Origin of the sequence: Chitinophaga ginsengisoli (genome assembly GCF_003014595.1) — a bacterium.
GTDB classification, from domain to species: Bacteria; Bacteroidota; Bacteroidia; order Chitinophagales; family Chitinophagaceae; genus Chitinophaga; species Chitinophaga ginsengisoli.
Window position 1 is genome coordinate 362,770 of record NZ_PYGK01000003.1, and the last position, 25,060, is coordinate 387,829.

The 25,060-nt window shown below is 46.0% G+C and carries 22 protein-coding genes; 6 read left to right on the forward strand and 16 right to left on the reverse strand.

Annotated elements, in window-relative coordinates; all coding sequences use genetic code 11:
• Positions 1-65 precede the first annotated feature (65 nt).
• The 3 genes from CLV42_RS33885 to CLV42_RS09425 form a co-directional block, all read right to left on the reverse strand.
• Positions 66-3,236: a sigma-54-dependent Fis family transcriptional regulator gene (locus CLV42_RS33885; RefSeq protein ID WP_245901574.1), complete on the reverse strand. Its 3,171-nt coding sequence runs from the start codon at positions 3,234-3,236 to the stop codon at positions 66-68.
• Positions 3,237-3,512: 276 nt separating this feature from the next.
• Positions 3,513-4,289, reverse strand: coding sequence for an alpha/beta fold hydrolase (locus tag CLV42_RS09420; protein ID WP_106601652.1), 777 nt, complete (start codon positions 4,287-4,289; stop codon positions 3,513-3,515).
• Positions 4,290-4,300: 11 nt separating this feature from the next.
• A complete protein-coding gene (locus CLV42_RS09425) occupies positions 4,301-5,311 on the reverse strand; it encodes a hypothetical protein (protein WP_106601653.1) in 1,011 nt (336 codons plus the stop codon).
• Between the two features lie 387 nt (positions 5,312-5,698).
• Between CLV42_RS09425 and CLV42_RS09430 the strand changes: the two genes are divergently transcribed.
• The gene (locus CLV42_RS09430) at positions 5,699-6,544 is read left to right on the forward strand and encodes a LamG domain-containing protein (protein ID WP_106601654.1); all 846 of its coding nucleotides are present in this window, start codon (positions 5,699-5,701) and stop codon (positions 6,542-6,544) included.
• 208 nt (positions 6,545-6,752) lie between these two features.
• On the opposite strand, the gene CLV42_RS09435 is transcribed toward CLV42_RS09430, so the two are convergent.
• The 4 genes from CLV42_RS09435 to CLV42_RS09450 form a co-directional block, all read right to left on the reverse strand.
• Positions 6,753-7,202 carry a hypothetical protein gene (locus CLV42_RS09435; RefSeq protein WP_106601655.1) on the reverse strand — a complete coding sequence of 150 codons (450 nt, stop codon included), beginning with the start codon at positions 7,200-7,202 and terminating at the stop codon, positions 6,753-6,755.
• Between the two features lie 170 nt (positions 7,203-7,372).
• Positions 7,373-8,377 (reverse strand): PDDEXK nuclease domain-containing protein, encoded by a 1,005-nt coding sequence (locus CLV42_RS09440; protein WP_106601656.1) that lies wholly within the window; start codon positions 8,375-8,377, stop codon positions 7,373-7,375.
• A gap of 592 nt (positions 8,378-8,969) precedes the next feature.
• A complete protein-coding gene (locus CLV42_RS09445) occupies positions 8,970-9,887 on the reverse strand; it encodes a helix-turn-helix domain-containing protein (RefSeq protein WP_106601657.1) in 918 nt (305 codons plus the stop codon).
• Positions 9,888-9,956: 69 nt separating this feature from the next.
• On the reverse strand, positions 9,957-10,697 hold the full coding sequence (locus CLV42_RS09450; RefSeq protein WP_106601658.1) for an SDR family oxidoreductase: 741 nt from the start codon (positions 10,695-10,697) through the stop codon (positions 9,957-9,959).
• Between the two features lie 118 nt (positions 10,698-10,815).
• Between CLV42_RS09450 and CLV42_RS09455 the strand changes: the two genes are divergently transcribed.
• Complete coding sequence (locus CLV42_RS09455) at positions 10,816-11,451, forward strand: DUF6304 family protein (protein WP_106601659.1); 636 nt, start codon at positions 10,816-10,818, stop codon at positions 11,449-11,451.
• 69 nt (positions 11,452-11,520) lie between these two features.
• Here the strand turns inward: CLV42_RS09455 and CLV42_RS09460 are convergent, their stop codons facing one another.
• The 4 genes from CLV42_RS09460 to CLV42_RS09475 all read right to left on the reverse strand — a co-directional run bounded on the left by CLV42_RS09460 (position 11,521) and on the right by CLV42_RS09475 (position 13,529).
• Positions 11,521-11,934: an OsmC family protein gene (locus tag CLV42_RS09460; RefSeq protein WP_106601660.1), complete on the reverse strand. Its 414-nt coding sequence runs from the start codon at positions 11,932-11,934 to the stop codon at positions 11,521-11,523.
• A 137-nt stretch (positions 11,935-12,071) separates the two neighbouring features.
• Positions 12,072-12,482, reverse strand: coding sequence for a nuclear transport factor 2 family protein (locus CLV42_RS09465; protein WP_106601661.1), 411 nt, complete (start codon positions 12,480-12,482; stop codon positions 12,072-12,074).
• A gap of 13 nt (positions 12,483-12,495) precedes the next feature.
• On the reverse strand, positions 12,496-13,035 hold the full coding sequence (locus tag CLV42_RS09470; protein WP_106601662.1) for a TetR/AcrR family transcriptional regulator: 540 nt from the start codon (positions 13,033-13,035) through the stop codon (positions 12,496-12,498).
• A gap of 164 nt (positions 13,036-13,199) precedes the next feature.
• Entirely contained in the window at positions 13,200-13,529 is a 330-nt protein-coding gene (locus tag CLV42_RS09475) for a YegP family protein (protein WP_106601663.1), read from the reverse strand.
• A 172-nt stretch (positions 13,530-13,701) separates the two neighbouring features.
• On the opposite strand from CLV42_RS09475, the gene CLV42_RS09480 reads away from it, so the two are divergent.
• Both CLV42_RS09480 and CLV42_RS09485 read left to right on the forward strand, forming a co-directional pair.
• On the forward strand, positions 13,702-15,027 hold the full coding sequence (locus CLV42_RS09480; RefSeq protein ID WP_211303420.1) for a cytochrome P460 family protein: 1,326 nt from the start codon (positions 13,702-13,704) through the stop codon (positions 15,025-15,027).
• 88 nt (positions 15,028-15,115) lie between these two features.
• Positions 15,116-15,991: an NAD(P)-dependent oxidoreductase gene (locus tag CLV42_RS09485; protein ID WP_106601664.1), complete on the forward strand. Its 876-nt coding sequence runs from the start codon at positions 15,116-15,118 to the stop codon at positions 15,989-15,991.
• Positions 15,992-16,094: 103 nt separating this feature from the next.
• On the opposite strand, the gene CLV42_RS09490 is transcribed toward CLV42_RS09485, so the two are convergent.
• The gene (locus CLV42_RS09490; protein WP_146154354.1) at positions 16,095-16,397 is read right to left on the reverse strand and encodes a hypothetical protein; all 303 of its coding nucleotides are present in this window, start codon (positions 16,395-16,397) and stop codon (positions 16,095-16,097) included.
• Positions 16,398-16,803: 406 nt separating this feature from the next.
• Between CLV42_RS09490 and CLV42_RS09495 the strand changes: the two genes are divergently transcribed.
• Positions 16,804-17,697, forward strand: coding sequence for a glycosyl hydrolase (locus CLV42_RS09495; RefSeq protein ID WP_106601666.1), 894 nt, complete (start codon positions 16,804-16,806; stop codon positions 17,695-17,697).
• 94 nt (positions 17,698-17,791) lie between these two features.
• Here the strand turns inward: CLV42_RS09495 and CLV42_RS09500 are convergent, their stop codons facing one another.
• A complete protein-coding gene (locus CLV42_RS09500) occupies positions 17,792-18,838 on the reverse strand; it encodes an aldo/keto reductase (RefSeq protein ID WP_106601667.1) in 1,047 nt (348 codons plus the stop codon).
• A gap of 217 nt (positions 18,839-19,055) precedes the next feature.
• On the opposite strand from CLV42_RS09500, the gene trxA reads away from it, so the two are divergent.
• Complete coding sequence (gene trxA / locus CLV42_RS09505; protein ID WP_106601668.1) at positions 19,056-19,352, forward strand: thioredoxin; 297 nt, start codon at positions 19,056-19,058, stop codon at positions 19,350-19,352.
• Positions 19,353-19,373: 21 nt separating this feature from the next.
• Here trxA and CLV42_RS09510 read toward each other — a convergent pair whose 3' ends face one another.
• The 3 genes from CLV42_RS09510 to CLV42_RS09520 are packed head-to-tail and all read right to left on the reverse strand — an operon-like array spanning position 19,374 to position 25,009.
• Positions 19,374-20,483: an efflux RND transporter periplasmic adaptor subunit gene (locus CLV42_RS09510; protein ID WP_170117447.1), complete on the reverse strand. Its 1,110-nt coding sequence runs from the start codon at positions 20,481-20,483 to the stop codon at positions 19,374-19,376.
• Positions 20,464-23,604, reverse strand: a complete 3,141-nt coding sequence (locus CLV42_RS09515) for an efflux RND transporter permease subunit (protein WP_106601670.1) — start codon at positions 23,602-23,604, stop codon at positions 20,464-20,466. Before CLV42_RS09515 ends, CLV42_RS09510 begins: the two co-directional genes overlap by 20 nt.
• A 7-nt stretch (positions 23,605-23,611) precedes the next feature.
• A complete protein-coding gene (locus CLV42_RS09520; RefSeq protein WP_106601671.1) occupies positions 23,612-25,009 on the reverse strand; it encodes a TolC family protein in 1,398 nt (465 codons plus the stop codon).
• Between the last annotated feature and the right edge of the window lie 51 nt (positions 25,010-25,060).

Genomic DNA, 25,060 nt, shown 5'->3' on the forward strand with positions numbered 1-25,060 from the left:
TATCCGTATAAAAGAAAAAGGCCGGAACCATCAATGTTCCAGCCTTTTTCTTCCGCTGCAAATAGTTATTTTATAAAATAATCCGCTTTCGAGATACCCAGCTTTTTCATCTTGGAATGAAGCGTGGTACCCGGCACTTCCAGCACTTCCGCAGCGCCACCGGCACCTGAGATTTTGCCACTACATCTCTTCAGCACATCAATGATATGCGCGCGTTCGATCTGCTCCAGTGTAACGTTGTAAGCCCCCGCCACCATGGGTTTACTGCCCTCATGTTGGGGCAGGTGAATTTCTGTCAGGGTATGACCTTCGCACAAGAGAATGCTTCTCTCTATCAGGTGCTCAAGCTCCCTGACATTGCCCGGCCAGGAGTAACTTCTTAACTCCTGCAATACATGGGAAGACAGGCCATTTACCTTTTTGCCGGCATTCTTACTGAATTTCGAGAGAAAGAAATTGGCCAGTGGTTCCACATCTTCCAGCCGCTCGCGTAATGGCGGCAGGTTGATAGGGAACACATTCAGTCTGTAATAAAGGTCGGACCTGAAGCGGCCCGCCTGTACTTCGGCTTCCAGGTCGCGGTTAGTAGCTGCAATGACCCGCACGTCCACCTTAATAGTAGATTTACCACCAATTCTTTCCAGTTCCCGCTCCTGTAGTACACGCAGCAATTTCACCTGCAGTTCCAGCGGCATCTCCCCTATTTCGTCCAGAAACAAAGTACTGTTGTTGGCCAGTTCGAACTTCCCTATCCTCCTGTCTATGGCGCCGGTAAAAGCGCCTTTTTCATGACCGAACAGCTCACTTTCTATCAGATGAGCAGGCAAAGCTGCACAGTTTACTTTTACCATTAATTTGCTCTTACGGGGAGAGGCATTATGAATGGCCCGCGCAATCAATTCTTTACCCGTACCTGTTTCTCCAAGTAACAGTACCGTTGAGTTGGTTTCTGCCACCTGCGATATCAGGCGGTACACTTTCTGCATTTCAGCACCATTACCAACTATCTCTGAAAAGTTGTAGATCGTTTTGATCTGCTCTTTCAGGTAGTCATTCTCCATTTCCAGCTTATGCTTATACTCAAGCACTTTTTCAATGGCCTTGATATTTGAAATGGCGATAGAGATCTGTGCACAGATCCCCTTGAGAATAGTAAGATTGATCTCATCTACTAACAGCCAGAATGTGCCTACGTTTACATTCCCCACACGCAAAGCTGCACCGTAGGCATTCTTTGCCCCTACCTCCTGCCAGAACTTAATATATCCACCCGGATTGCCCTGTCGTAACTCTTCTTCCACATTGAAGACAATTGCGCTCTCCGTTGCCAGCACTCTCGCAGTAAGGGGCTCATTTACATCAATATTTTTTGACGCCAGTAATTTGAAAGTCTCACTCACTTTTTCAAACATGCTTTCGTCATACATATAAGGGCTGAGTGTCACGCCATCCTCCTCAATGATACGGATCATGGCCAGCTTCACCTTCAGCACTCTCCGCAATACCTCAGAAATGGTCGCCTGCAGTTCATCTTTTGTACGTACAGCGGCAATACTGCGACTGAATTCCACGAGGAAGGATTGTTCCCGTTCCTTAGCCAGCAATTCTTCATTTGCCATGATATTCGACATCGCCACTGAAGTCTGTGCACATATGCCCTGCAGCAGGGGAATATTAATCTCTTCGATACCCAGCCATAAAATGCCCAGCTTTGTATCTCCCGTACGCAGCGGCGCTCCTATCATCGTCCTGAGTCCCATCCTTTTCCAGAAATGTACATATCTGGTAGTGTTTCCCCGGTTGATCTCCACATTTACACTAAAGAACAGGGGTATCTCACTATTGAGCACCCTGTTCTGCAATCCATCTTCAATAGGAAATGCGGTGTTTTTTATTTCCTGTAGTTCCGCATCATCATCCGCGATGTTAAGGGAATCAAAAATATAGGAGGTCGTCGTGGCCCTGTCTTCATTGATCTTCCGGATGACATACCCCAGCTGTGGCTTTAATTTCCTAAGGCACCTGCCTAATACTTCAGCGAGGTCTTCCTTACTTCTTACACCGGCAATATCACTACTGAAATCCAGCAGGAATGATTTTTCATTCTCCCTTTTTAATATTTCTTCATTGGCTGATATATTGCTGATGGCAGTAAACACCTGGCCGGATATCCGCTGAATAATACTTACGGCTTCTTTCGCAAAGGTGCCCACTTTATCCGCGAATAACATCAGACTATACTTGGACGAACCATTATCCCCCAGTATCTTCACGATCATCTCCCGGGCCCCCATTTCGTAATGCATTTTAAACCACAGGGGAGCCTTTTCTATGTCGAAAGACGCCATATTAAAGACCAGCGGCTTATAGTACAGCGACGCGATATCGTAGATGCCGTCTTCAACGGGCGTGGGCATGTCAAGTGTGTCTCCAAAATCCGTCAACTCTCTGACCGTGGCATCTGCATCTGCGAGATAAGCTCTATAGTACTCCTCTGTATCATCCATCACCGTCATCATACTGTGGGAAAAACCAATGACTTCCCGCAGGCCGGAATTGAGCACATTCAGCATGTCCTGCCGGGTCCTGACCTTTACCATTTCATTACTTAAAGACAACAGCACTTCGTTAAGCCGCTCTTCACGGCTGATGGCCTCATTCCTGATAATGTTAATAACCGCCCCTGAAATCTGTGGGGCAATGCCCTTGATGATGTTCTTGAATTCATCAGTAAAGCCATTGACGGTAGCAACGTACATATGCAGGAACCCGATCACCTGGTCTTTGCTCTTAAGAGGGGTCATTAATATTTCCCGCACACCTCCTTCGTAATTCACCCTTAAAAAAGGAGGACTTCCCGGCACATCCATAATGTCTTCCAGTATAAAAGCACTGGGGCCGTCGTTTGCTATTACCTGCTGAATGAACGGTTCATCCAGCGGAAAATGTCCCGCCACAAGTGAGGCGTAAACAGGGTGGGTTCTGATGGGAGAAGAATTAGGGTCGAGCAGAAAAGGGCAATAAACACGCGCTTCATGGTCTATCAGACTCACGATGGCATGGGTAAAAGGGAATATCTCCTTCAGTCTTGATGAAAACAGCACGATCAGGTCATTCTTATCCCTCACCTTCGTGATATCATCCCCCAGCTCAAGCAATATCCGGCGCTCATTTTCCAATAGCCTTATCCGCTGATCCAACGCAGCACTCTCCTTTTCCGGCTTTCCGTTTGCCATTATATTGTTCATTTTTTTCATGCTATAAATTGACAGATTGACAATCTGGTTCCGTTACCTTATACACATGACAACTGAAAAATGATATCTGGACAAATTGGTCCAATAATTCCCCCTCCTTAAAAATTAATCATTTTAAGTTGGAAATCAAAATGTTGGGGTAAAATGACGATAATGGGGAAAACAGATCGCTTCTAAATACATACCGAAGATCCGGCTGATAAACCCGGACCTTCAGTTTTTGATTGTTGTAACCTGCAGAGGTGAAAATCCGGCCTATAATTGTCCGGCTGCGCGGGTAATGAACGCCGCTACTTTATCAGGTTGTGATAACATCGGCACATGACTGGATTTCAGCTCCAGTGTGGTTGCCTTTATCATTTTTGCTTCTGCCCGCGCTAATTCGGGAAGAACCATATGGTCGTCCTGGCCAATGATACACCATGAAGGTCTGGTTTTCCAGGCCGGGTCTGCTACCTTAACCGTCGTAGCTTTGGCCGCCCAGGGCACTTGTGTGGCAAAAACCACTTTTCTCTCCGCTGGTGTCAGATCCTGTGCAAAATGCTCATTGATGCCTTTAAATGACAGCGATAGGAATCCTTCAGCATCCTGTTGAAATTCCGCATTACCCGGCGAGAGAGGATATGGCTTCGTTACATCAACTACCGACTGGTTATCGTCAGGGATCAGGGCGCAAACATAGAGCAGCCCTACTACTTTGGGATCGTTCCCTGCTGCTGTGATCACCATACCGCCGTAAGAATGTGCTACCAGCAGTATAGGACCATCCACCTGTGCAATAGCCCTTTTGGTAGCGGCCACATCATCCTCCAGGGAAGTAAGCGGGTTTTGTACCGATATTACGTTAAATCCTTTGGTCTGAAGTATAGTGATCACCTTTGCCCAACTGGAACCATCTGCAAAAGCACCATGCACCAATACCACATTTTTAACTCCTTTTGGTAACGATTGTGATTGTGTGGGCTGTAACAATGAAAAGAATGTCACACCACCGATCAACACTGTCGACATAAGCTGTTTAATAACTGACATAAAATTTGTTTTTATTTAATTAGAGACGTTGAATAACTATCGGAAGACATTTCTGCCATCCAGTCTTTGATATAAGTAAGTAACACTTCTGCGCGTGGCCAGGATTCATTTCTGCCGAATGCCCCTGACACGGCCTGTCCTAAAGCAATACAATGAGGTGTGTTCAGTTGCAGTAACAACCCCATTCGATAACCAGCATCAAAACAATCCCTCCCATGTCCGGGTAACGGCACATACAGATTTTCGAACGCTCTTCCATCGAACTGTGATTGCTGCTCCCTGGAGAATAGTATCGTACGGTTAGCATAGAGCACGATCAGGGAGTCTATGTTCATGGTATTAAAAATGTACCACTGCCTTTCTCTGGCTTCCTGTGGCCTGGCGCCGGAAACGGTGATATCATAGACAACACCGTTCAGTTTACTCCATAATTTGTCAGCCTCATTGTGATCGAGTACTACCGTCACCCTTCCACAGGAAGAATACCCGCCTATTATATCGAGGATCTCATCTACTTCCAATATGGACTTCTTACTGACATCACCGAGGCGGAAAACGAACTGAAAATCCTTTCTGTTCAATGGTTTTATTACGTCATAAAATATTCCCTCCCAGTAATCAGATGCACCAATTACGTCTGCCCAATCGGCAAACTGGATGATGGCACTGCTCTTAAAAAGTGTACTGAGCTCTTCGATGATCGCCTCATTTTTTATATGGCTCCAGCTTTTGGAGTCTTCATCACTGTTATCATGATCTGCCTGCCAGTCGTCCGACACAACCAGTCTGCTAAAGGAAGTATCTAATATTAAATGGCGTATGCCCAGCCTTTCCCAGAAGCGGGAAGGAATTGGTTTATTGATCCCCGTAGTTGCTATCTGTAAACCGCTCAGGAAAGGATTAAAGATTTCATATTCCCCGATATGATTAATATATACATCCACTGAATGATTGAAATCCTGAATGCTGCCGGCCACTTCTGCCAGCAGGGAACCTGCATCAGGTCCATCTTTTAGGTACATATCCGTCATTTTTAATTTATCAACCTGGTCTGTTTGATTCCACAGACATCCTCTTACTTCCTGTCTGCTTCTGCGACTTTTTCTTAAGGCCAGTCAGCACACCAGTAAGTGACGCTGATTATTACAAGCGGCGGGCCACCATACAATCACACTAATTATCAACCACTTACAACAAAACACTCACAATTTCTCACACTCTATTTCGTGAATTGGCGAATCAGTATGCTATATTTTCCGATATTTCGGCTGTGTCAATAGGACACTAAAAATTACCTGACTATTCGTTTTAAGGAGGAAGTGCCTTATCTTTCTATTACGTAACAATGACCACAGGTTTATCTCCCAATATTAACCCACATGATTTCACTCACTATTAAACTTCACTTTATGAAAACTCTGATTGCATTTATATTTATAATAACCGCCCCGACATTGTTTGCCTGCCGGAAACAAACAGCTGCTGAACAATCGCCCCGTCTTTCGCTGGCAGACAAGCAACAAGCCGCAGTAGCCGCATCTACCTGGGAAACAGTGATCGACAATTCCACTTTTGCCAGTTATTCCGCATTTGAAGCGGCATGGAACTACCTGTATCCATGGGGCTCAGACCATAACGGTACGGCCCGCATGTATGGAAGCGCTACGGATCATAACCATATTTATCTAAACAACGGTGTACTTACAATAAAAGCGACCCACATCACCTGGGATGAAGGCACCAGCACCAGTGATCCGCACCTGCCTATCAGGTACCATTCCGGCGCTGTCAATACGAAACTGCATGTATTGGTCAATGATCAGTTCCCAAACTGGGAAGTAAAGTGCGATTTCCAGGTACCAACTGTTAAAGGCTCCTGGCCAGCCTTCTGGCTGACGGGCGTCGACAGCTGGCCTCCGGAAAGTGACATTATGGAATTTAAAGGCAATGCTACTAACTGGCAGAATACCTTCAGAACATCTTCCGATGTATCCAGCACACTTACAACAGTGTCATCGCCCGGCAGCTGGCATACCTACCGCGCCTGGATCACGAAAGTAAGCGCCACGAATGTGGACATTCATTACTACATTGATGGTGTATGGAAGGCGGTACATAATGCGAACTTCGTAGGAAAGCCGTTGTATATCATCATCAACATGCAGATGGAAGGATCCAGTGGTAGTCCTGGTCCTACGGCAGACACCTACCTGAATGCAAAGAACATTTATATAGGAAGAACCAGGGAATATTAAGGAGGATAAACCTGTGGCCTTTTGATTCTATCAGGGTAGAGACCGATATTGTTACCGGTGAAACGGAATACAGTATAATACCAGTTTATAAAGACCCGTCGACCTCGCCCCTCTGTTTATCTTATCGTAAAGTGAAATACAACAGTTCTGGCTCAGAGAATACCACAGCATTCACAACGGGCACACACATACTAAGTTGGTACCGCTCCTATCTGAATTCATACACTATATGCTCATCGGGCGTATAGCTATTTGTAGTCCTGAAAGCCAGTGTATCTTTTCCCACGATCAGGATATCCGCATAAAGCGTATCGGAGGAAGCTAACAGCAATCTGCCATCGCTACCTACCTTCCAGGCATGCAAATACTTTGCACAATCCTTTTGATCGTCTGCCCATTTTGTATCAGCATAAATTCCGTCACTTCGGATAGGATAAGGTTCATTCTTGAAGACTATAAAGTAACAGGGGGCTGCATTGACATGCTGTACCACAGGCGGTTTACCAGTTTGCTCAACTGTTATTGTCATTGTAAGCCAGGTCCCCATTAGCTTACTCTCCATGTCATTAAGTGCTACAGTGTCTTTTTTGTCTTTGCTACAGTTGGTATACAGTACCATTATCAGCACACCGCTGGTAAGAAAGGATCTGATTTTCATAAAAACAGCGTTTAATGAAAAACAAGTTTTGGAGTGTCCGCACGTATGTTGAAACTGGTAGTTATCAGGAGAAGTTAGTAAACTAAGTTACGAAAAGTATGTATAAATTGAGCAGCTATCTAAGTTTAAGAATGTAAATAGAATTGAAATGGGTACAGCACTGGTTAATCTTATTCCGTTTCCAGTAGCTTATTCAAAGCCTTTTCAAGTTGCCTTTTGTCAGGAAGATATAGCTGATACTTCGCTAACAAAACTTTATTAGTAATACTGCTGGTTGCATATTCCACTAAAATATGATCTTTATAAGCTCCAAGCAATATACCTACTGGTTCATTATCCCCTTCCGTTGCTTCTTCTTTTTTAAAGTAATTAAGGTATAAGTTCATCTGACCAATATCATTATGATCAATTTCTCCCTTCTTCAAATCGATCAAAACAAAACATTTAAGTATTCTATGATAGAATAATAAATCAAGCCGGAAATGCTTCCCCCCTATGCTCATTCTGTATTGCCTTGCAATGAATGCAAACCCTTTCCCTAATTCAAGGAGGAACTGTTGAAGATTACTAATTAAACGCTCTTCCAAATCACTCTCCAGATAAATTTGTTTCTCGGGAATGTTTAGGAATTCTAAAACAAAAGGATCCTTCAACAGGTCTTCAGGTTCCTGAACTTCATGGCCTTCGTTAGCTAACTTTAAGACACCTTCTTTATCAGTACTTAATGCTAGCCTATGAAAAAGTAAACTTTTCATTTGACGTTTTAACTCTCTTACGCTCCATTTTTCCCTTTCGGATTGTTTTGCATAAAATAATACTTCAAGATCAGAGTCAGATTTTAAAATTTCGAAGTAGTGGCTCCATGTCAATTTGTGAGACAGTGTCTCACGTTTTGGGAAGAACACATATAACTTCCTCATATACAACATATTTGATCGACTAAAACCCTTTCCATATAATAAGGTTAAGTCCCTCGAAAGCCTATCTAACAATTGAGAACCATACTCTGCTCTTTCATAACCCTTTTGCTCAAATTCGACTATATATCTACCTATTTCCCAATAAGTCATTACAAGAATCGTATTTACTTGCCGGGCCGCATTCTCTCTCCCGTTCACTACTAAATTTCCAATTTCCGCAACTAATTGTTTATACTGTTCCACTTGTATTTCCATATCGAAGAAAGTTTCATCAACAAATATAATTAAATGAATAATGGGCACAGCACAAAGTAGACACTGTACGCTGGTCTGGTTACCTGTGAAAGATTAGCTCATCAGTAATGTAATCCATCTTCACATATTTTCAGGATGTAAGTTGCATGTGACCAGCATATGATTAGGATATTCCTCCGTTTTTAACGGAAGAAGAACGAAGGAATATCCTGGTCATATGCTAGTCATATGCAATTTAGGTGGAGGGTATACGTAGTCCCAAAACAGGGTTTTGTTCCGATTGAGATTCGGTCGAGGCAGCGTCATCCTCCCTTAATCTTCCGTTCCGGAACGGAAGATTAAGGGAGGATGACGCTGCCTCGACACTACCTCGACTATACCTCTACCGAAGGTAAAGCCTGTATTGCCAAAGAAAAGTCAGATTGTTCTTATTGGGACCTTTAAAACAAAATAGCTATTAATAGTATGAAAAACAATCAATTACACAGCAAGCAGACAGGTAAAAAATGCGTATTTTCCGCATGCCTTTTCTACTTAGTTTTGTGATGTAGTCATAATCGTTCCTGCCATTCGATCTCTGCTACAAGACCATTCAGACGAAAGACTGTCTGAATTCCAAAGGCGTCATATTCGTCTTCTGTCTGAATAACTTGTTGAACGATTGCGGATGCTCAAAGCCCAGTTCATACGCAATCTCAGCAATACTCAGACTGGTATGACTCAGGATATATTTCGCCTTTTCAATGATGTGATGATGGATCTGCTGTTGGGCACTCAGACCGGTGAGGGACTTCAGCATATCAGTCAAATATCTCGGAGAAACGTTCAGATGATCTGCAAGTTCTTGAACAGAGGGGATGCCGGTTAGGGCAGATTTATGGGGATCGAGACGATCGGACAAATACGCGTCCATTTTGCTGATCAGATCACTGTAAACGGTTTTGCGTGTAATGAATTGCCGGTTGTAATATCGGTTGCTATAATTCAACAGTAGTTCTATCTGGGATACCAGCACATCCTGACTGAAATGATCGATGTTATTATCCAGTTCGGCGGCAATGGTAGCAAACAGGGAACCAATGACGGTCTTTTCCTTGTCAGACAGGTAGAGGGCTTCAGACACGGCATAGGAAAAGAAGCCATATTTATGGATCGTATTGCCCAAGGTATAATTCCTGATCAGGTCAGGATGGAAGTATAGGGCATAACCATCATAACTATCTTCTTCACCAGGTACGGTAACAATCTGATTCGGGGCCAGGAAAGCAAGGCCGCCTTCCTCAAAATCATAGTAACCCTGGCCATATTTTACCTGACCGCTAAAGCTGGTTTTGAATGATATTTTATAGAAGTTGAGGGAATATTTCTTCCCCACATCAGCAAGTGGCACTTTGGTATGTTCATAGTTGATCAGTGCCACCAGCGGATGTAGCGGGGCAGGATGTTCTCCATGCCGCATCAGCTCAGATATGCTGTTGAATGTATATAGTTCAGACGAAACCTTTTTCATGCGTAAAACCGGTTGATGAATATGAAGCTAATACAGGCGCGGCGCCAACGCCTGTATAAAATTAAGCAATTAATCCTGCGCGGCAGGCCGGATAACAATATCGCCCACATCTACCCGCGCAGGCTGCCCGATGGCAAAAGCAACCGCGTTGGCAATATCATCCGGAGAGATGCCGATGGCGCTCATCTTTTCGAGAGCGGCTGCTTTCATCTGTTCATTCTTCAGATTGTTCACAAAGTCCGTCTGCACGAATCCCGGCGAGATACCCGTTACACGCAGCCAGCCGTTTGACTCCTGGCGTAATGCCTCGCTGATGGTGCGCACAGCATTCTTGGTACCAGCATATACACCCTGTAGCGGCACGATCTTTATGCCGGAAGTGGAGATAATGTTGATGATATGACCTTCGCCCTGTTCACGGAAAACCGGTATTCCTGCAGCAATACCATATAATACGCCTTTCAGGTTCACGTCAATCATTTCCTCCCAGCCATCAATATCCAGCTCGTCGATGCGGGATAACTGGGCTATGCCGGCATTGTTGATCATCACATCCAGCCGGCCATATTGATCGCGGGCCAGTTTCACCAGGCGGAGCAGGTCATCTTTTTGCTTTACATCAGCAACTGTATAAGCTACTTCGCCACCGTCTTTTCTTATGTCAGCCGCCAGTTCTTCCAGCAGTTCAGCGCGGCGGGCACCCAGTACCACCTTTGCGCCTTCTCTCGCCAGCAGCAGCGCGATAGCTTTGCCGATACCGCTGCTTGCCCCGGTAATGGCCACTACCTTTCCTTTGATGTCATATTTCATGATGCATATTATTTTATGCCTCAAAATTCGATGGAAAGCGAAACTTAGTTGTAGCCAAAACTGCAAATGTTGTAGCCGGATTGAAAAGCCCTACCTTTACGACTCCAAATCGACACCTATGCATACGGAAATCCCCGCTGTATATACCGACAAACATGGCATTATCCAGACAACTATTATCAACGACTCGGTAACACTAAGCATGGACCTAAACGGCACTATCTTTTCCGGAGACACCTTTGTCTTTCTTCAACCCAAAACGACACTTCCCCTCCCCGACCGTTTTACCTTAGGCGAACTTGGTCAGCTTATTGACTATACATTATCCTGCCGCATTCCGATATCTACCTGGAAAGAGGGGATACAAATACCCGGTTTTCTATTGACTGAGGTAGACTATAAAGACGAGACAATCTCTCCTTACTTTCATTTCAGTTTCGAACTTGAAAATGAAACGATCGAAATCGGTAAGCTACAAGAATTTGAAGGTGTATTCGAAATATTAAGCGAGCAGTTACCTGATAACGTTGTCGTAAAAACCTGTTACACATGTCTCTATTCCGACTATAGCGTATATGGTAATGATCTTTTTGGCGCTATGTTATGTTTCAGGAATGTAAAAGATGCATATTTGAAGGTAAAGGGCAAAAGCGAGTACATGAATATGATGGATGATTTCGACAGAATGGCACAGGAGACATATTTGTGTGAAGACTTTGCGCCGCGCATCAAGGGGACAGGATACCGGGGATAATAAAAATAAATCCTCACCGGTCGACCGGCGAGGATTCAGATGTAGATATATATTGATTGTTGAACCTTATTAAGCTACCAGCTCTGCCTGCAGGGACATTTCCAGGTTTAAGGCCCTGCTCACAGGACAACCGGCTTTCGCACCTGCTGCTACTTCCTGGAATTTCTCGTTGGTAATACCCGGTACTTTTGCTTTCAGCACGAGGTCAGAACGGGTAATCGTACCATTGTCCAGTGTAACCGTTGAAGTTGTTTCCAATGTATCGGCTTTAAATCCTGCTGCTTCCAGATCGAGGGTGAGTTTCATATTGAAACAACCCGCGTGTGCAGCTGCTATCAATTCCTCGGGATTGGTACCTACACCTTCTGCAAAACGGCTGTTGAAGGAGTATTGTGTTTTGTTCAGCACAGTGCTCTGTGTAGAGATATTACCGTTTCCTTCTTTGATAGTGCCATTCCAGATGGCAGATGCTGTACGTTTCATACTATTGAATGTTTTAAGGTGATTTAGCTTGTTTGTTAATCATTCACTGATGACACAAAATTAAGCCGGCGGGGAAGGGTAAACAATGTATATTTTGCCTCTATTATTGTACATTTTTCCCTGAACCACCCTTTTACCTACAATCGTCTCTCTGATTCCTGTATGGGCAGGTCATTAATACTGGCAAACCTGCGCTGCATCAGTCCGTTCTCATCAAATTCCCAGTTCTCATTACCATAAGCCCTGAACCACTGACCGTCTTTGTCATGGTATTCATATTCAAACCTTACAGCAATCCTGTTGTCTGTAAAAGCCCAGAGTTCCTTCTTTAATTTATAGTTCAGTTCTTTCTTCCATTTCTCTTCCAGGAATTGTTTTGCCTTGGCCCTGCCATTCAGAAAGGTGGAACGGTTCCTCCATTCTGTATCAACTGTATAAGCCAGTGACACCCTTTCAGGATCCTGTGAATTCCATGCATCTTCCGCTAATTGTACTTTCTCTTTGGCTGTTTCCAGCGTAAATGGCGGTAACGGATATTTCTTTTCCATATGCTATTATTTATTAATTGATTAGTGAATTAACTATTTTCCTTGCCCTGTTCACCGGCCACTGGTCGCGGTATAACTGGCTTTCCACAAAGGCGCCTTCATACAACAGGTAAACATGGTCGGCCAGGTCGGCATGCTGCAACAAGTCTTTAAAGGATTGTCTGATATTACTCTTATGGGCATGAATCACATTCCTCACCTTCATATTATCCACAGGGATCTCTGACAGGATATTCAGGAACGCACATCCCCTGAAATCTTCTTTTTCATTCAGCAGGGAGATCAGGTCAAAAGAAGCGATCACCTTCATTTTAGCGCTCCTCTTCTGTGCCGTCAATGCCTGCATTTGTTCTTCTATATATTGATGACGCTTTTCCAGTACCCCTACACACAGATCTTCTTTAGACTTGAAATGCTGGTAAAAACTGGCCTTGGCCACATCAGCTTCGTCTATGATCTGGTTAATACCGGTTGAATTATAACCCTGCTTCAGAAAAAGTTCATAAGCGGTTTCTAATATCCGCTCGCGTGGTTGTAATGATTCTTTATTCATGACACAAAGATAGGGAGACTTTTAAACAAACAGACAAGTCTGTCTATATATTTTTTTCCTGTCTTATTGTATTGGAGGAGAACCTTTACCAGTAAGAAAAATGGGGCAAAAAACAGAACAGCCGGTCCCTTATACAGGAACCGGCTGTTCTGTTCTTTAATAATTTAGGCTACCAATTCTTCGATTTCAGCAGCTGGGGCGTTTTTCTTAACAGATTCGATACCGTTGTCGCGGCCAGCAGTAGTCTGGTACATTTCGCTCGTACCGATCACTTGTCCGTTACCGGATTTCAGGTTAAAATAATGACTGTTATCCTTCGCCGTTTTCTTTTCGTAACGGATGTCGTTAACAGCGTTTGTTTTAACGGAATCAATGCCATTAATGCAGGCGGCTTTTGAGGTATATCCTTCACTTCTTAGGATGATTTCGCCGTTACCGGCTTTCAGGTTAAAACGGTACTCTCCGTTTTTGTTGGTGATAACAAATTTACTCATGACAGTGGTGTGTTTAGTATATACAATATAACGAATTCCGGCTGATTCCCTTCATCTTCACCCCTGATTTTGCCACCTTCAGCCATTTATTCTCCCCGTACAACAATTTATCCTTGCCATTGGTATTTTCTATGGGCAATTTTGCCAATACAAACAACAAATCGGCCCAACAATGTCTATATCCAATTTCCTCAGAAAAAGGCTTGTAAATATCGCCCTGGTAATTGCCGGAGGACTAGTCTTAATACAGTTTATCAGACCCGGCATTCCTTATCCCCCTGTTACGGGGGATATCCAGGCGCCTCCCGATGTAGCGCGCATCCTGCATGCATCCTGTTATGATTGCCATTCGAACGAGACCAAACTGAAATGGTTCGATAAGATAGCACCCGCTTCCTGGCTGGTAGCGGATCATATCAGGGAAGGCAGGGAAGCATTGAACTTCTCCAACTGGGACAGCCTCTCTGCCGGCGACCGGAAAGCCAATCTCTTTCTGTCTGTAAACCAGGTGATGTTTGGCACAATGCCACTCCCCTCTTACACAGCCTTCCATGGAGATGCCAGGCTAACGGAAAAAGATATCAATATCCTTAAAACATATGTCGGAGGACTGGCCCCTGTTAAGATATCTGATACCTCCCGTATTGGGGTAGCACAAAAACAATTCAGCCAGTGGGCGGCCGGCGCATTGCCTGCTGTAACAGATGTACAACCTGCACCCAATGGTATCCCATATATACATGGCTACAGAGACTGGCAGATCGTGAATATCTCAGACAGGTTTGATAATGGTACTATGAGGGCCATCCTGGGCAATGATGTAGCTATTCAGGCGATCAATAAACACCAGACCAACCCTTGGCCTAATGGCGCCATATTCGCCAAAGTAGCCTGGGAACAATTAACCGATAGCAGCCTTGTTGCTAATACCGGTGAACTGAAACAGGTCGAATTCATGATAAAAGATGATAAAAAATATGCCAATACTGCAGGCTGGGGCTGGGCCAGATGGAAAGGGAACGATCTGAAACCATATGGCAAAACACTGACTTTTACACAGGAGTGTGTAAACTGTCATCAGCCCATGAAGAACAACGACTTCGTCTTTACACCTACCATGGCAGATGCTGACAGGCCTGATAAGGTAGTCAGCGGGGCACAACAACAACTCATCACATCTGTGATCGATAACAAAAAGCAGACACATACTGTACTATTGGGGAATGGCATTGCAGTACAACATGCCAGAAGCGGTGCTACAGACGCATATCCGGCAGGATCGGTACTCACGCTGGCTACCTGGTCACAGCAGGAAGATGCACACTGGTTTGGCGCAAAGATCCCTGCACATCTGCAGACAGTGGAAACCGTGAAAGTGGGCGCCACAACAACCTACGAAAACGCGCAGGCGCCATCGTGGAAACAGTTATCAGCTGCAGATCAATCTGACAGGATCAATTACATCACACACCTGAAAGCATCCGTGATCTTTCATTAAATAGTATGGGTTATACTTCCAAAAACATAGCACAAATTGCGCTCCTTTACTATGTTTTTCCTAGTTTTAGATTACCAAAAAGCTGCTTATGAATCATCTGAAAATAGGATGGGCCGGTCTGGGCAATATGGGAACGCCGATGGTCACGAACCTCATAAAAGCCGGTTTTAAGGTAAAAGTATATAACCGCACGACGGAGAAAGCTACTGCCTTGCATGAAAAGCTCGGTGTGGAAGTAGTCAGGTGTCCCAAGCACCTGGTGGAAGATGTGGATATGGTGATCACCATGCTTACCGACGATGCTGCGCTTAAAGAAGTATACGAAGGACCAGACGGTATCCTCTCTGCGACCTTGCCTGTAGACATGCTGGCCATTGATATGAGTACCGTTTCTCCTGATACTACCCGTCAGCTGGCAGCCTTATGTGAGGCGGCAGGCATCTGGTATATGGATGCGCCGGTATCGGGCAGTATAAAACCTGCCGAGGAGGGGCAACTGGTTATCATGGCCGGGGGCCGTCCGGAGGATTTTGAGCGGGCTAAACCCATCTTTAATGCCCTGGGCAAGGCGGCATACCTGCTGGGGGAGAATGGGGCCGGCAATTACGCGAAACTGGCTATTAACACCTTCCTGGGTATTACCCTGCAGGGGCTGTCGGAAGCTGTCATATTTGCCAAGAATAACGGTGTCTCTCCTGAACAGCTGCTGCCACTGATCAACGATGGGCCACTGGCCAGTGTAGTATCGCGGAGCAAATCACAGAATATCATCAACCATGATTTTACCCCCTCATTTCCTTTAAGTCTGTTGGCTAAAGATATACGGCTTGCCAAAGCGCAGGGCATGGATACACCGGCAGGCAATGCCCTTGCTGATACCTTACAGGAGGCATTGGGCAAAGGACTTGGAGCGGCAGACATGATGGCTATCTATCAGTATCTTGAACAGGAATATGTTGTATAAAAGATAGGCCGGTCACTCGACCGGCCTACTCACAACAAGTGTGTCTTCTAAGGATAATCAGGATAATAACACTTCATCACTCTTAAAGTAACCTTCAGGTTTTTCAATTGTATATAGCAGGCTGTCTCAATTTCCGGACATAAAATATTTCGGGAGAGGATGACTGATGCACCAAACCATTAGCGCCGGCCTTTATTCTGGCCAGTAACAGCATGCCTGCAGTTGAAATGGAATCCCGGCGTAAAGGGGACTCATCTCTTTCAAGGTTCTTCAGTACGGCGGGCGTTTTACCAGTTGCCGTATCAGCGGCAGTACCCGATTTGAGGAAGATATAAGCCCCCACTATGATCAGCAGCAACGCACGTAGCACCATATCTGTCATACGTACCATCATTCTATTTCTCATATAAAGTTATGGTTGAGGTTCACTCACCGGTTGTTTGTTCTTTCAATCCGGTTCGCAAAGTTATATCGGTCGCTTTATTGTTGATGCCCCCTAATCCGGTTGCAGCATACCCCCAATTAAGGGGATATATCAGGGCCACAAAGTTATTGCTGCGTTTGCGTGCCCTGTTGCCACCTAAAACGGCTGAGAAGCATCCCCAGATAAGGGGATGGGATGTCAGTCATCATAGGATCATTGCTTGCTTAACACCGCTGGGAGATTGATTTTCAGACTGTAACTATCAGACTACGGCAACGCCTATTTGCCCATTGTCAATAATAACATTAAATGATATTAAAAAGCGATATCATTGCACTGTATATATCCAAGTACAACCATATTCTGAAGCCAACTTAAATATCCTGGAATGACCAAATTGAAACTCGCGCTCTTAATGAGCTTGTCCCTGTTCATCGCCTGCAGTAAAGACAAAGACACATCTCCTGCACCCGATGGTGGTGGTGGAAATAATGGCGGTGGTTATGAAGCGCCTAAAACCGGTAAAAAAGGTGCAGACTTCAGTACCAATACGACCATCGGCACATGGTATACCAACGTGGTAAATCTGAAAAGCCACTGGTTCTATACGTGGGGAACTCCTTTACCTGCCAAGACAGTTCCACAGAATTGCGAATTCGTATCTATGTTCTGGGGAAAAGGAAATGTGACAGATGCACTGATCGACTCTGTTAAAAGAATGAAAGCTTCCGGTACGGTGAAATATGTACTGGGCTTCAATGAACCTGATGCCGGCGATCAATCCAACATGACGGTACAACAGGTACTGGACCTCTGGCCTAAGCTGGAGAGCATTGGTCTGCCATTGGGTAGCCCTGCTACTGTATGGCCTGAAACAACCTGGATGTATGAATTCCTCGATAAGGCGATTGAACAGAAACGCCGCGTGGACTTTATCTGTGTACACATGTATGTTGGTCTGGACGAGACACACTTTGTAAGTGTGCTGCAGAAGCTCTATGACAAATATCACCTGCCTATCTGGATCACCGAATTTGGCACAGTGGATAACAATGCCACTACTATAGACGGCAATATGTACAGACCAGATCAGGTACTGGCATTTATGCAACGCCTGCTGCCTAAACTGGAGGCATTACCTTTTGTGCATCGTTATTCCTGGTTCTCCGGATCTCCTACCAGCACAAGGTTATGGCCTTCTGCACTCGTAGGCGCCGATGGTAAACTAACTGCATTGGGCCAATGGTATGCAGACTACAAGCCTAATACAACAATAAAATAATCGCAAGCCTTATTATAACAAGACCCGCGTCAGTAGCATGTACAACGCGGGTCTTTTCTTTTATAAACAAGGAAGCAGTGTTATGCTTCTCTTCCTAATAAAATTTCGGCAAAGGGTTTAATGCAAGATTACCCCGCTGATGCCAGTATGGATAAATGGTGGGCGCATCGCTTGCCGCATCCAGTTTCTTCACCTGTTCTACCGTCAGGTTCCATCCTACTGCCGCCAGGTTCTGTTTCAGTTGTTCTTCATTCCTTGCGCCGATAATGATGCTGGCAACTGTTGGTCTTTGCAGTAACCAGTTGATAGCTACCTGCGCTACTGATCTGCCTGTCTCTGCCGCCACTTCATCTAATGCATCCACCACCTTATACAAGAGTTCATCAGGCACTGCAAAGGAAGGTACCGGACTACCGCCCTGCGCTACACGGCTGTCTGTAGGGAAAGGCTGATTGCGGCGGTACTTACCTCCCAGCATACCTGACGCAAGCGGGCTCCATATCAGGGCCCCTACTTTCTGATCAACGCCCAGCGGCATTAATTCCCACTCATATTCCCTGTTTACAAGAGAATAATATACCTGGTGAGCAACGTATTTGTTCCATCCATATCTGTCAGCTACAGCCTGTGATTTCATCAGATGCCATCCCGAGAAATTGGAAGCAGCGATGTAACGTATCTTACCACTCTGTATCAGATCGTCCAGGCTGCGCATAACTTCTTCCACAGGTGTATTCCCGTCAAATCCGTGCATGTGATAGATATCGATATAGTCTGTATTTAAGCGTTTCAGACTGGCCTCTACATTTTTGATCAGCTGAAAACGGGATGAGCCCTGATAGTTTGCTATCGAGGGTTGATTACTCATCGGGAAAGTGGATTTCGTGGAAATAAGCACCTTATCGCGCTTCCCACTGATCGCTTTTCCCAATATCTCTTCTGAAAGTCCGTCAGAATAAATATCTGCGGTATCAAATAAATTAACGCCAGCGTCAAGGCAGATATCAACCAACCTTGTCGCCTCTTCCACCTGTGTACTTCCCCATGCCTTGAAAAACTCATTACTTCCACCGAAAGTGGCGGTGCCAAATGTTAATACCGGCACCTGCAATCCTGATCCTCCTAAAAATCTGTATTCCATCTTGTTTACGTTAACTATTAAGAATTAGATAGCCGTACAAAGATCACATTTTCCTGATTCCACGACTTGTACAAATCATATATAAATCTGTAAAATACTTGTACAAATCATAGATGTCCATTGCTATCTTATAAAATAGCAGGGACTGCCACAAGTACAGGCGCAGGTACTTTTGCATATTTTTTGTGTTACCTGGTACGTATTAACAGCATAACATATGGCAACGTTTTCAGAGCTTATAAATAGTGATAAACCGGTCCTGGTGGACTTCTTTGCAACCTGGTGCGGCCCCTGTAAGATGCAGGCGCCTATTCTGGATCAGCTGAAGCAGCGGGTAGGTGATTCCGCCACCATTATCAAAGTGGATGTAGATAAAAATCCGGCTGCGGCCAATGCATACCAGGTACAGGGTGTACCTACACTGATCCTGTTTAAGCAGGGAAAAATAGTTTGGCGCCAATCTGGCGTAGTACCGGTGGCTAACCTGGAACAAATTGTCAGGCAGAACGCCTGACAACTGACCTGTTGATCTTACTTATTTTACTTTCCAAAAGGCAGTACTACCGGGTTTCCGTTCATCAGTAGCCTTCATTAGCAAGGTGTCTCCCGGTTGTATGCCTGCAAATATCTCGATGCCCTTATCAGTAGTGATCCCCTGCCTGGTATCTACCCATTCGGCCTTCCCGTCTTTCACCCTGATCACGAACTTCCTTTCCTGTGTGGTGGCTATTGCAGTGGCGGGTACGATCACCGAGGGCATATCCCGTTGTAACCCTATTTTCACATAGGCGAAAGCGCCGGCCTTCAGCTTTCCTTCACCATTCGGCACTTCAAACTCCCATAGCTCTGTACGGGTAGCAGGATCAATCGTCCCCGATTTACGGGTAAGCTTTGCCGCAAACCGTTCCAGCGGATAGGCATCGACCCTGAAATCTATATTCCCGGCGGTCCGGGCTGCTCCCGTATACATTTCAGGCACAGCAGCGCGTAAACGCAACAGGTGAAGATCCTGTATGGTCAGCAGTGGTGCATTGGTGCCTGTGAAGGCACCGGCATTTACTTTCCTGGACGTAATAACTCCGTTAAAAGGAGCAGTGATGTAGAGGTAACCCGATACATCCCTGTATGCCTGTGATTGCTTCTCAGCTGCCACATAAGCACTGCTGTCGGCCATCATCTGGTTCCGGCTGCGTTCAAGATCAACAGGCGCTACTATACCAGGTGTTTTTGCCTGGGAAGCGCGGTACAGTCGCTCGTAATGATCTTTACTGGAAGTCCACTTTGACCTGGCTGATAATACACTGGCTTCCGATTCTGCGAAACGGCTGTTCACCTCTGGCGCTTTAATGACTGCCAACACCTGTCCCTTCTTCACTTTATCGCCAAGGTCCACTTTCATGTCTTGTACAAACCCTTCCACTTTTGCATATAGATCGGCATATTCATAGGGCAACAGCTCTGCCGGCAGCTCTACTGTTTTATGCAGGGTATCCTGCTGTACGATGAATGCCGCTACGGTATCTTTCACAGCACCGGCGTCGGTAGTGTCCGTATGTTCCGGACCACCACAGGCAGTCAGCAGGTAGGCAGCACAAATAGCAAGCGCTGATGGCAGCCCGGCAACTTTATCTATCTTCTTTATCATAATAAATACTGTCTTTGTCATCCGGATCGAGAGATACAAACCTGTAAGGCCTTTTTCCTGTATATGACCGGTAAATATGTGGCAGGAAAAACAATACGCCTATGGCGGAAAATAACAAGCCTCCTATCACGGCAATGCCTAAAGGCGCCGTCTGATCGCCCCCTTCAGACAATCCCAGCGCCATCGGTATCATGCCTGCTATCATAGCAGCACTGGTCATCAGGATAGGGCGCAGCCTGTTCCCGGCGGCCAGCATATAAGCGTTACCATCGCCGGCACGCCTGTAGTATTCCGCATTGGTAATAAATAACACACTGTTGGCAATGGCTACTCCTGCGGCCATAATGATGCCCATGTACGATTGTATATTCAGCGTATTACCTGTTATATACAGGAAGAGCAATGCCCCGGCAATCACCGCAGGAATAACTGACAAGGCAGCCAAGGCTACGCGGAAGGACTGGAAGTACACGGCCATCAGCATGAAAATAACCACCAGCGCTACCAGTAAACCAAACTGCAGGCTTGTCAACGTCTGCTGCAACAATTCCGGCTGACCGCGTAACAGGATACGCGCACCGTTCTGTAATTTTCCCATCTCTGCTATGGCCTTATTCACACGTTTGAATACAGTTCCCTGGTCCTGCGATTGTATGTTAGCCGTGATCGTTATATAACGCTGCTGATTCAGCCTGTCATACTCCCCTGCTACATTGGTGTATTTCCAGGAGGCCACTTCATTGAGATAATGTGTTTTACCATCACTTCCTGCTACCGGAATGGCTTCCAGCTGTGCGGTGCTATTCATACGGAACTCCGGGTACTGCACCTGTACCTGGTAGGCTGTACCCGTCGTTTTATCCAGCCAGTAACTGGGACTGGTAAAACGGCTGGAAGAGGTAGCCGTTACCAGCGATCTTGAGATCTGTTCTGTGCTGAGGCCCAACTGCCCTGCTTTTACCCGGTCTATATCTAATTTGATAGCTGGATATTCAAGCGGTGTGGTGATCTGCAGATCCCGTAATGCTGGTATGGCAGATAGTTTCTTCATGAGCTGCAGGGCGGTGGCCTTTCCTTCCGCCAGGTTCCTGTTGGCCACTGCTATCTCTACGGGATTGGTATTCCCCAGGTTTAACACCTGCTCTACAATGTCGCCCGGTTCAAAGGAGATCGTGGCGGCAGGCATGTCTTTCTTCACAGCAGCACGTAATGATTCCATGAAAACCGGCATTGCTATGGCACCTTTTCTGAGTTTGATACGCAGCACCGATTCATGCGGTCCGCCTGTCCAGAGGTGGATATAGTTCACCGGGTAACTGGATGGCTGTGTGCCGACAAAAGCAGAAGTAAGTTCTACATTGCCTTTACCTGCGATACTGTCTGTCAGCGCCAGCAACTTTCTTGTAGCATCTTCCGTACGTTCAAAACGGGTCCCCACCGGCAGGCGCATACGGATCTGCGCCTGTCCGCTGTCTGTACGGGGAAAAAGCGCTGTACCGGCGCCTTTGAACAACAATATGACAAGTAATAAAGAGACGCTTATAAACAACACAGTGACCCAGCTTTTGTCAAATACCGGCTTCCTGCCATTGGTCACATACCAGGTCTTAAAGCGGTCAAAACGGCCAGCAGTGGTAGTGTTCAGATGTGTTTTCAGGAACCAGTTGGAGGCTACCGGTACAAAGGTCTGCGACAAAAAGAAAGAGGCGATCATAGCAAAAGCTACCGCCAATGACAAAGGCAGGAACATCGCTCCCGGCACTCCGTTCATAAATATGGCCGGCACAAACACCGCCAGTATGCTGAGCAGGATGAGCAATTTCGGACCGGCAATCTCTTTAGCGCCATCAGCAATAGCTCTTGCCTTGCTTTTACCGGCTTCCATATGACGGTGGATGTTCTCTACTGTAACGGTGGCTTCATCCACGAGTATTCCCACTGACAATGCCAATCCTCCGAGGGTCATGATATTGATGGTCTGCCCTGTGAGGTAAAGCAAGGTAGCGGAAGTCAGCAAGGCAAGAGGAATGGTCATCACAACGATCAATGCACTGCGCCTGTCTCCCAGGAACAATAACACCATCAGACCTGTCAGCAAGGCTCCTATCCCACCTTCAAACAACAGGCTTTTCAGTGAGTTGATCACATAGCCTGACTGGTCAAAGGCATAGGTCACTTTAATATCCGAAGGAATGGCCGCCTGCATATCAGGTAATGCAGCTTTCACCCGCTGTACTACATCCCAGGTAGAAGCATCCGCGCGTTTGGTAACGGGAATATATACCGCCCGTTTACCATTTACCAGGGCATAGCTGGTCGTTACGTCGGAGCCCATACTTACCGTTGCAATGTCTTTTACATATACCGCCGGACCAGCACCCAGTTGCAAAGGTGTATTCTGCAGGTCCTGAAGGCTTTCAATTACGCTGTTCTGCGGTGTGATATAAGTAGTATCTCCGATGCGGATATTTCCCGCAGGAGAGATCGTATTGGATTTAGCCAATGCCTGTACGACCTGGTCGGGAGCGAGGCCATAGCCTCTCACCTTATCAGGATCTACGGTGATTAATACTGTCTTTTGATTTCCCCCGAACGGAGGTGGTGCAGAAACGCCCGGTAAGGTAGAGAACATCGGACGCACCTTGAACAATGCCAGGTCGGCAATCTCTCCCAAAGAGCGGTTTTCAGAACTGAATACCAGCTGTCCTACAGGTACGCTTCCTGCATCAAAACGGGTAACGAATGGTGGTACTGTTCCGGGCGGCATAAATGCCCTGGACCTGTTCACATAACCCACTACCTCCGCCATGGCCTGGCTCATATCTGTGCCTTCGTTGAACTCCAGTTTGATGATAGCAGCGCCCTGGATGCTTTTTGAAGTGACGTATTTAACCCCGGTAATATACAGGAAATGATATTCGTAGTAAGAGGTAACGAACCCCTCCATCTGTTCAGGGGAAAGGCCGCCATAAGGCTGCGCCACATATACCACCGGCAATCCGAGGCGAGGGAAGATGTCTATTTTAGTGTTCCTGACAGACAGCAGGGAAAAGAAGACAATACCGATCACCGCCACGAGGATAGTGACAGGATGCCGTAGTGCCGAAATAATAAGCTTCATAATGTCTTTATTTTATGCTGCCGGTAAATTCCTCCAGGTTGCCATTGGCGATGGATATTTCCAGCAATGCACGCCATGCCTGCAATAATGCGCCTGCTTCATTGGTCTCTGCCTTTAACAGGTCATATTGCCCTTGTATCAATCTTGTAAAATCTATCAGCCCACTCTGATAACTAAGCGTCAGGCCATCATAAGCATACCTCGCGGCCTGCGACTGTACAGTACTCTGCCGGGCTATCAAAAGACTCTGCCGATAGTTGAACTGTGCGATGTCCTGTTGCTTCTGCAGGTTCAATGTCACCTGTTCCATTTCTGCTGTTGCTGCTTTCACCGTTGCCTGCTGTTGTTTCCTTTGCAGGTTCACCTGGGTAAACTGCAGGATAGGAAAGCTGACCTGAATACCGGCGCCATAATTTTTACGGGTGAGGCTCCAGCCATTTGCTTTATCAATCGTGCCATCCGCACCCACACCAGAACCTCTGGCATAGGCATTGGCCCATATATCAAGCCGTGGACGCCATAAGCGCTGTACTTCTTTTAAAGCCGCTTCACTGACTCCCTTCTTTGCCTCGTAATAACGGAACAAGGGGTGATCCGTTATTTTCACAGTATCCGTTTTTACAAGCGGCAACGGTGTTGCCAGCAGTGTATCTGACAACCTGATATTGTCGGGAGAACCGGGGATGGCGGCAATACGGGACAACTCCGTCAGTTCCCTGTAATACTGTCCTTGTGCGTTCAGCAGTTCAGTTTCAGCCTGTGCAAGCGCTGCCTGAAACTGAGTGGTATCAATACCGGGGCGTAATCCCTCCGCAGCGTATACCAGTGACTGTTCCAGGCCGACACGGGTACGCGTGATATTGGCTTTATAGCTCTCTATCAACTGTTGCAGGTACACGGCATTCAGGTAAGTAGCAATAGCCATGTACTGCTGACGGAACAGGGCGTCATTATAAAAGCTGTTCGCCAGTTGATATTCCGCAGCAGCCTTTTCTACTGCTGCCTGCCGCTGGCCGAATGTCAGCGGGTTCCATTTTACCATCGCACCTAAGGCTGTTCCCGGAACGGGATCGTAGACATTGCCGGAAGAAGGAGGACCACTGATCGGCAATATCAATCCGGGGTAACTCATACCGGTAATGTTATTGTAGGTAGCATAGCCTGCCTGATAACCGGCAGTTACTTCGGGCATCATCGTATTCTTAGCGATCTTCACATTCACACCGGCTGCATTGGCCTGTTCCTTATAGCCCGCCAGTTGTGGTTGCTGCGACTGTACAAGGGATAAAACATCCTTCACAGAAATAACCTGCTGTTGCCCCCTGGCATGCCGGAACCCGGTTACAGCCAACAGGCTGACAGTTAACATGATGAACCGGGAATAAGAACAAAGGAAACTTTTCATTATAATCGCAATACGATTTACGCCGGGAGGGCAATCATTAACATCGCCTAA

Bases quoted from the DNA above. Each gene is read 5' to 3' on its own strand.
- CLV42_RS33885 (WP_245901574.1), bottom strand. From the start codon at position 3,236: ATGGCAAACGGAAAGCCGGAAAAGGAGAGTGCTGCGTTGGATCAGCGG.
- CLV42_RS09420 (WP_106601652.1), bottom strand. From the start codon at position 4,289: ATGTCAGTTATTAAACAGCTTATGTCGACAGTGTTGATCGGTGGTGTG.
- CLV42_RS09425 (WP_106601653.1), bottom strand. From the start codon at position 5,311: ATGTACCTAAAAGATGGACCTGATGCAGGTTCCCTGCTGGCAGAAGTG.
- CLV42_RS09430 (WP_106601654.1), top strand. From the start codon at position 5,699: ATGAAAACTCTGATTGCATTTATATTTATAATAACCGCCCCGACATTG.
- CLV42_RS09435 (WP_106601655.1), bottom strand. From the start codon at position 7,202: ATGAAAATCAGATCCTTTCTTACCAGCGGTGTGCTGATAATGGTACTG.
- CLV42_RS09440 (WP_106601656.1), bottom strand. From the start codon at position 8,377: ATGGAAATACAAGTGGAACAGTATAAACAATTAGTTGCGGAAATTGGA.
- CLV42_RS09445 (WP_106601657.1), bottom strand. From the start codon at position 9,887: ATGAAAAAGGTTTCGTCTGAACTATATACATTCAACAGCATATCTGAG.
- CLV42_RS09450 (WP_106601658.1), bottom strand. From the start codon at position 10,697: ATGAAATATGACATCAAAGGAAAGGTAGTGGCCATTACCGGGGCAAGC.
- CLV42_RS09455 (WP_106601659.1), top strand. From the start codon at position 10,816: ATGCATACGGAAATCCCCGCTGTATATACCGACAAACATGGCATTATC.
- CLV42_RS09460 (WP_106601660.1), bottom strand. From the start codon at position 11,934: ATGAAACGTACAGCATCTGCCATCTGGAATGGCACTATCAAAGAAGGA.
- CLV42_RS09465 (WP_106601661.1), bottom strand. From the start codon at position 12,482: ATGGAAAAGAAATATCCGTTACCGCCATTTACGCTGGAAACAGCCAAA.
- CLV42_RS09470 (WP_106601662.1), bottom strand. From the start codon at position 13,035: ATGAATAAAGAATCATTACAACCACGCGAGCGGATATTAGAAACCGCT.
- CLV42_RS09475 (WP_106601663.1), bottom strand. From the start codon at position 13,529: ATGAGTAAATTTGTTATCACCAACAAAAACGGAGAGTACCGTTTTAAC.
- CLV42_RS09480 (WP_211303420.1), top strand. From the start codon at position 13,702: ATGTCTATATCCAATTTCCTCAGAAAAAGGCTTGTAAATATCGCCCTG.
- CLV42_RS09485 (WP_106601664.1), top strand. From the start codon at position 15,116: ATGAATCATCTGAAAATAGGATGGGCCGGTCTGGGCAATATGGGAACG.
- CLV42_RS09490 (WP_146154354.1), bottom strand. From the start codon at position 16,397: ATGAGAAATAGAATGATGGTACGTATGACAGATATGGTGCTACGTGCG.
- CLV42_RS09495 (WP_106601666.1), top strand. From the start codon at position 16,804: ATGACCAAATTGAAACTCGCGCTCTTAATGAGCTTGTCCCTGTTCATC.
- CLV42_RS09500 (WP_106601667.1), bottom strand. From the start codon at position 18,838: ATGGAATACAGATTTTTAGGAGGATCAGGATTGCAGGTGCCGGTATTA.
- trxA (WP_106601668.1), top strand. From the start codon at position 19,056: ATGGCAACGTTTTCAGAGCTTATAAATAGTGATAAACCGGTCCTGGTG.
- CLV42_RS09510 (WP_170117447.1), bottom strand. From the start codon at position 20,483: ATGATAAAGAAGATAGATAAAGTTGCCGGGCTGCCATCAGCGCTTGCT.
- CLV42_RS09515 (WP_106601670.1), bottom strand. From the start codon at position 23,604: ATGAAGCTTATTATTTCGGCACTACGGCATCCTGTCACTATCCTCGTG.
- CLV42_RS09520 (WP_106601671.1), bottom strand. From the start codon at position 25,009: ATGAAAAGTTTCCTTTGTTCTTATTCCCGGTTCATCATGTTAACTGTC.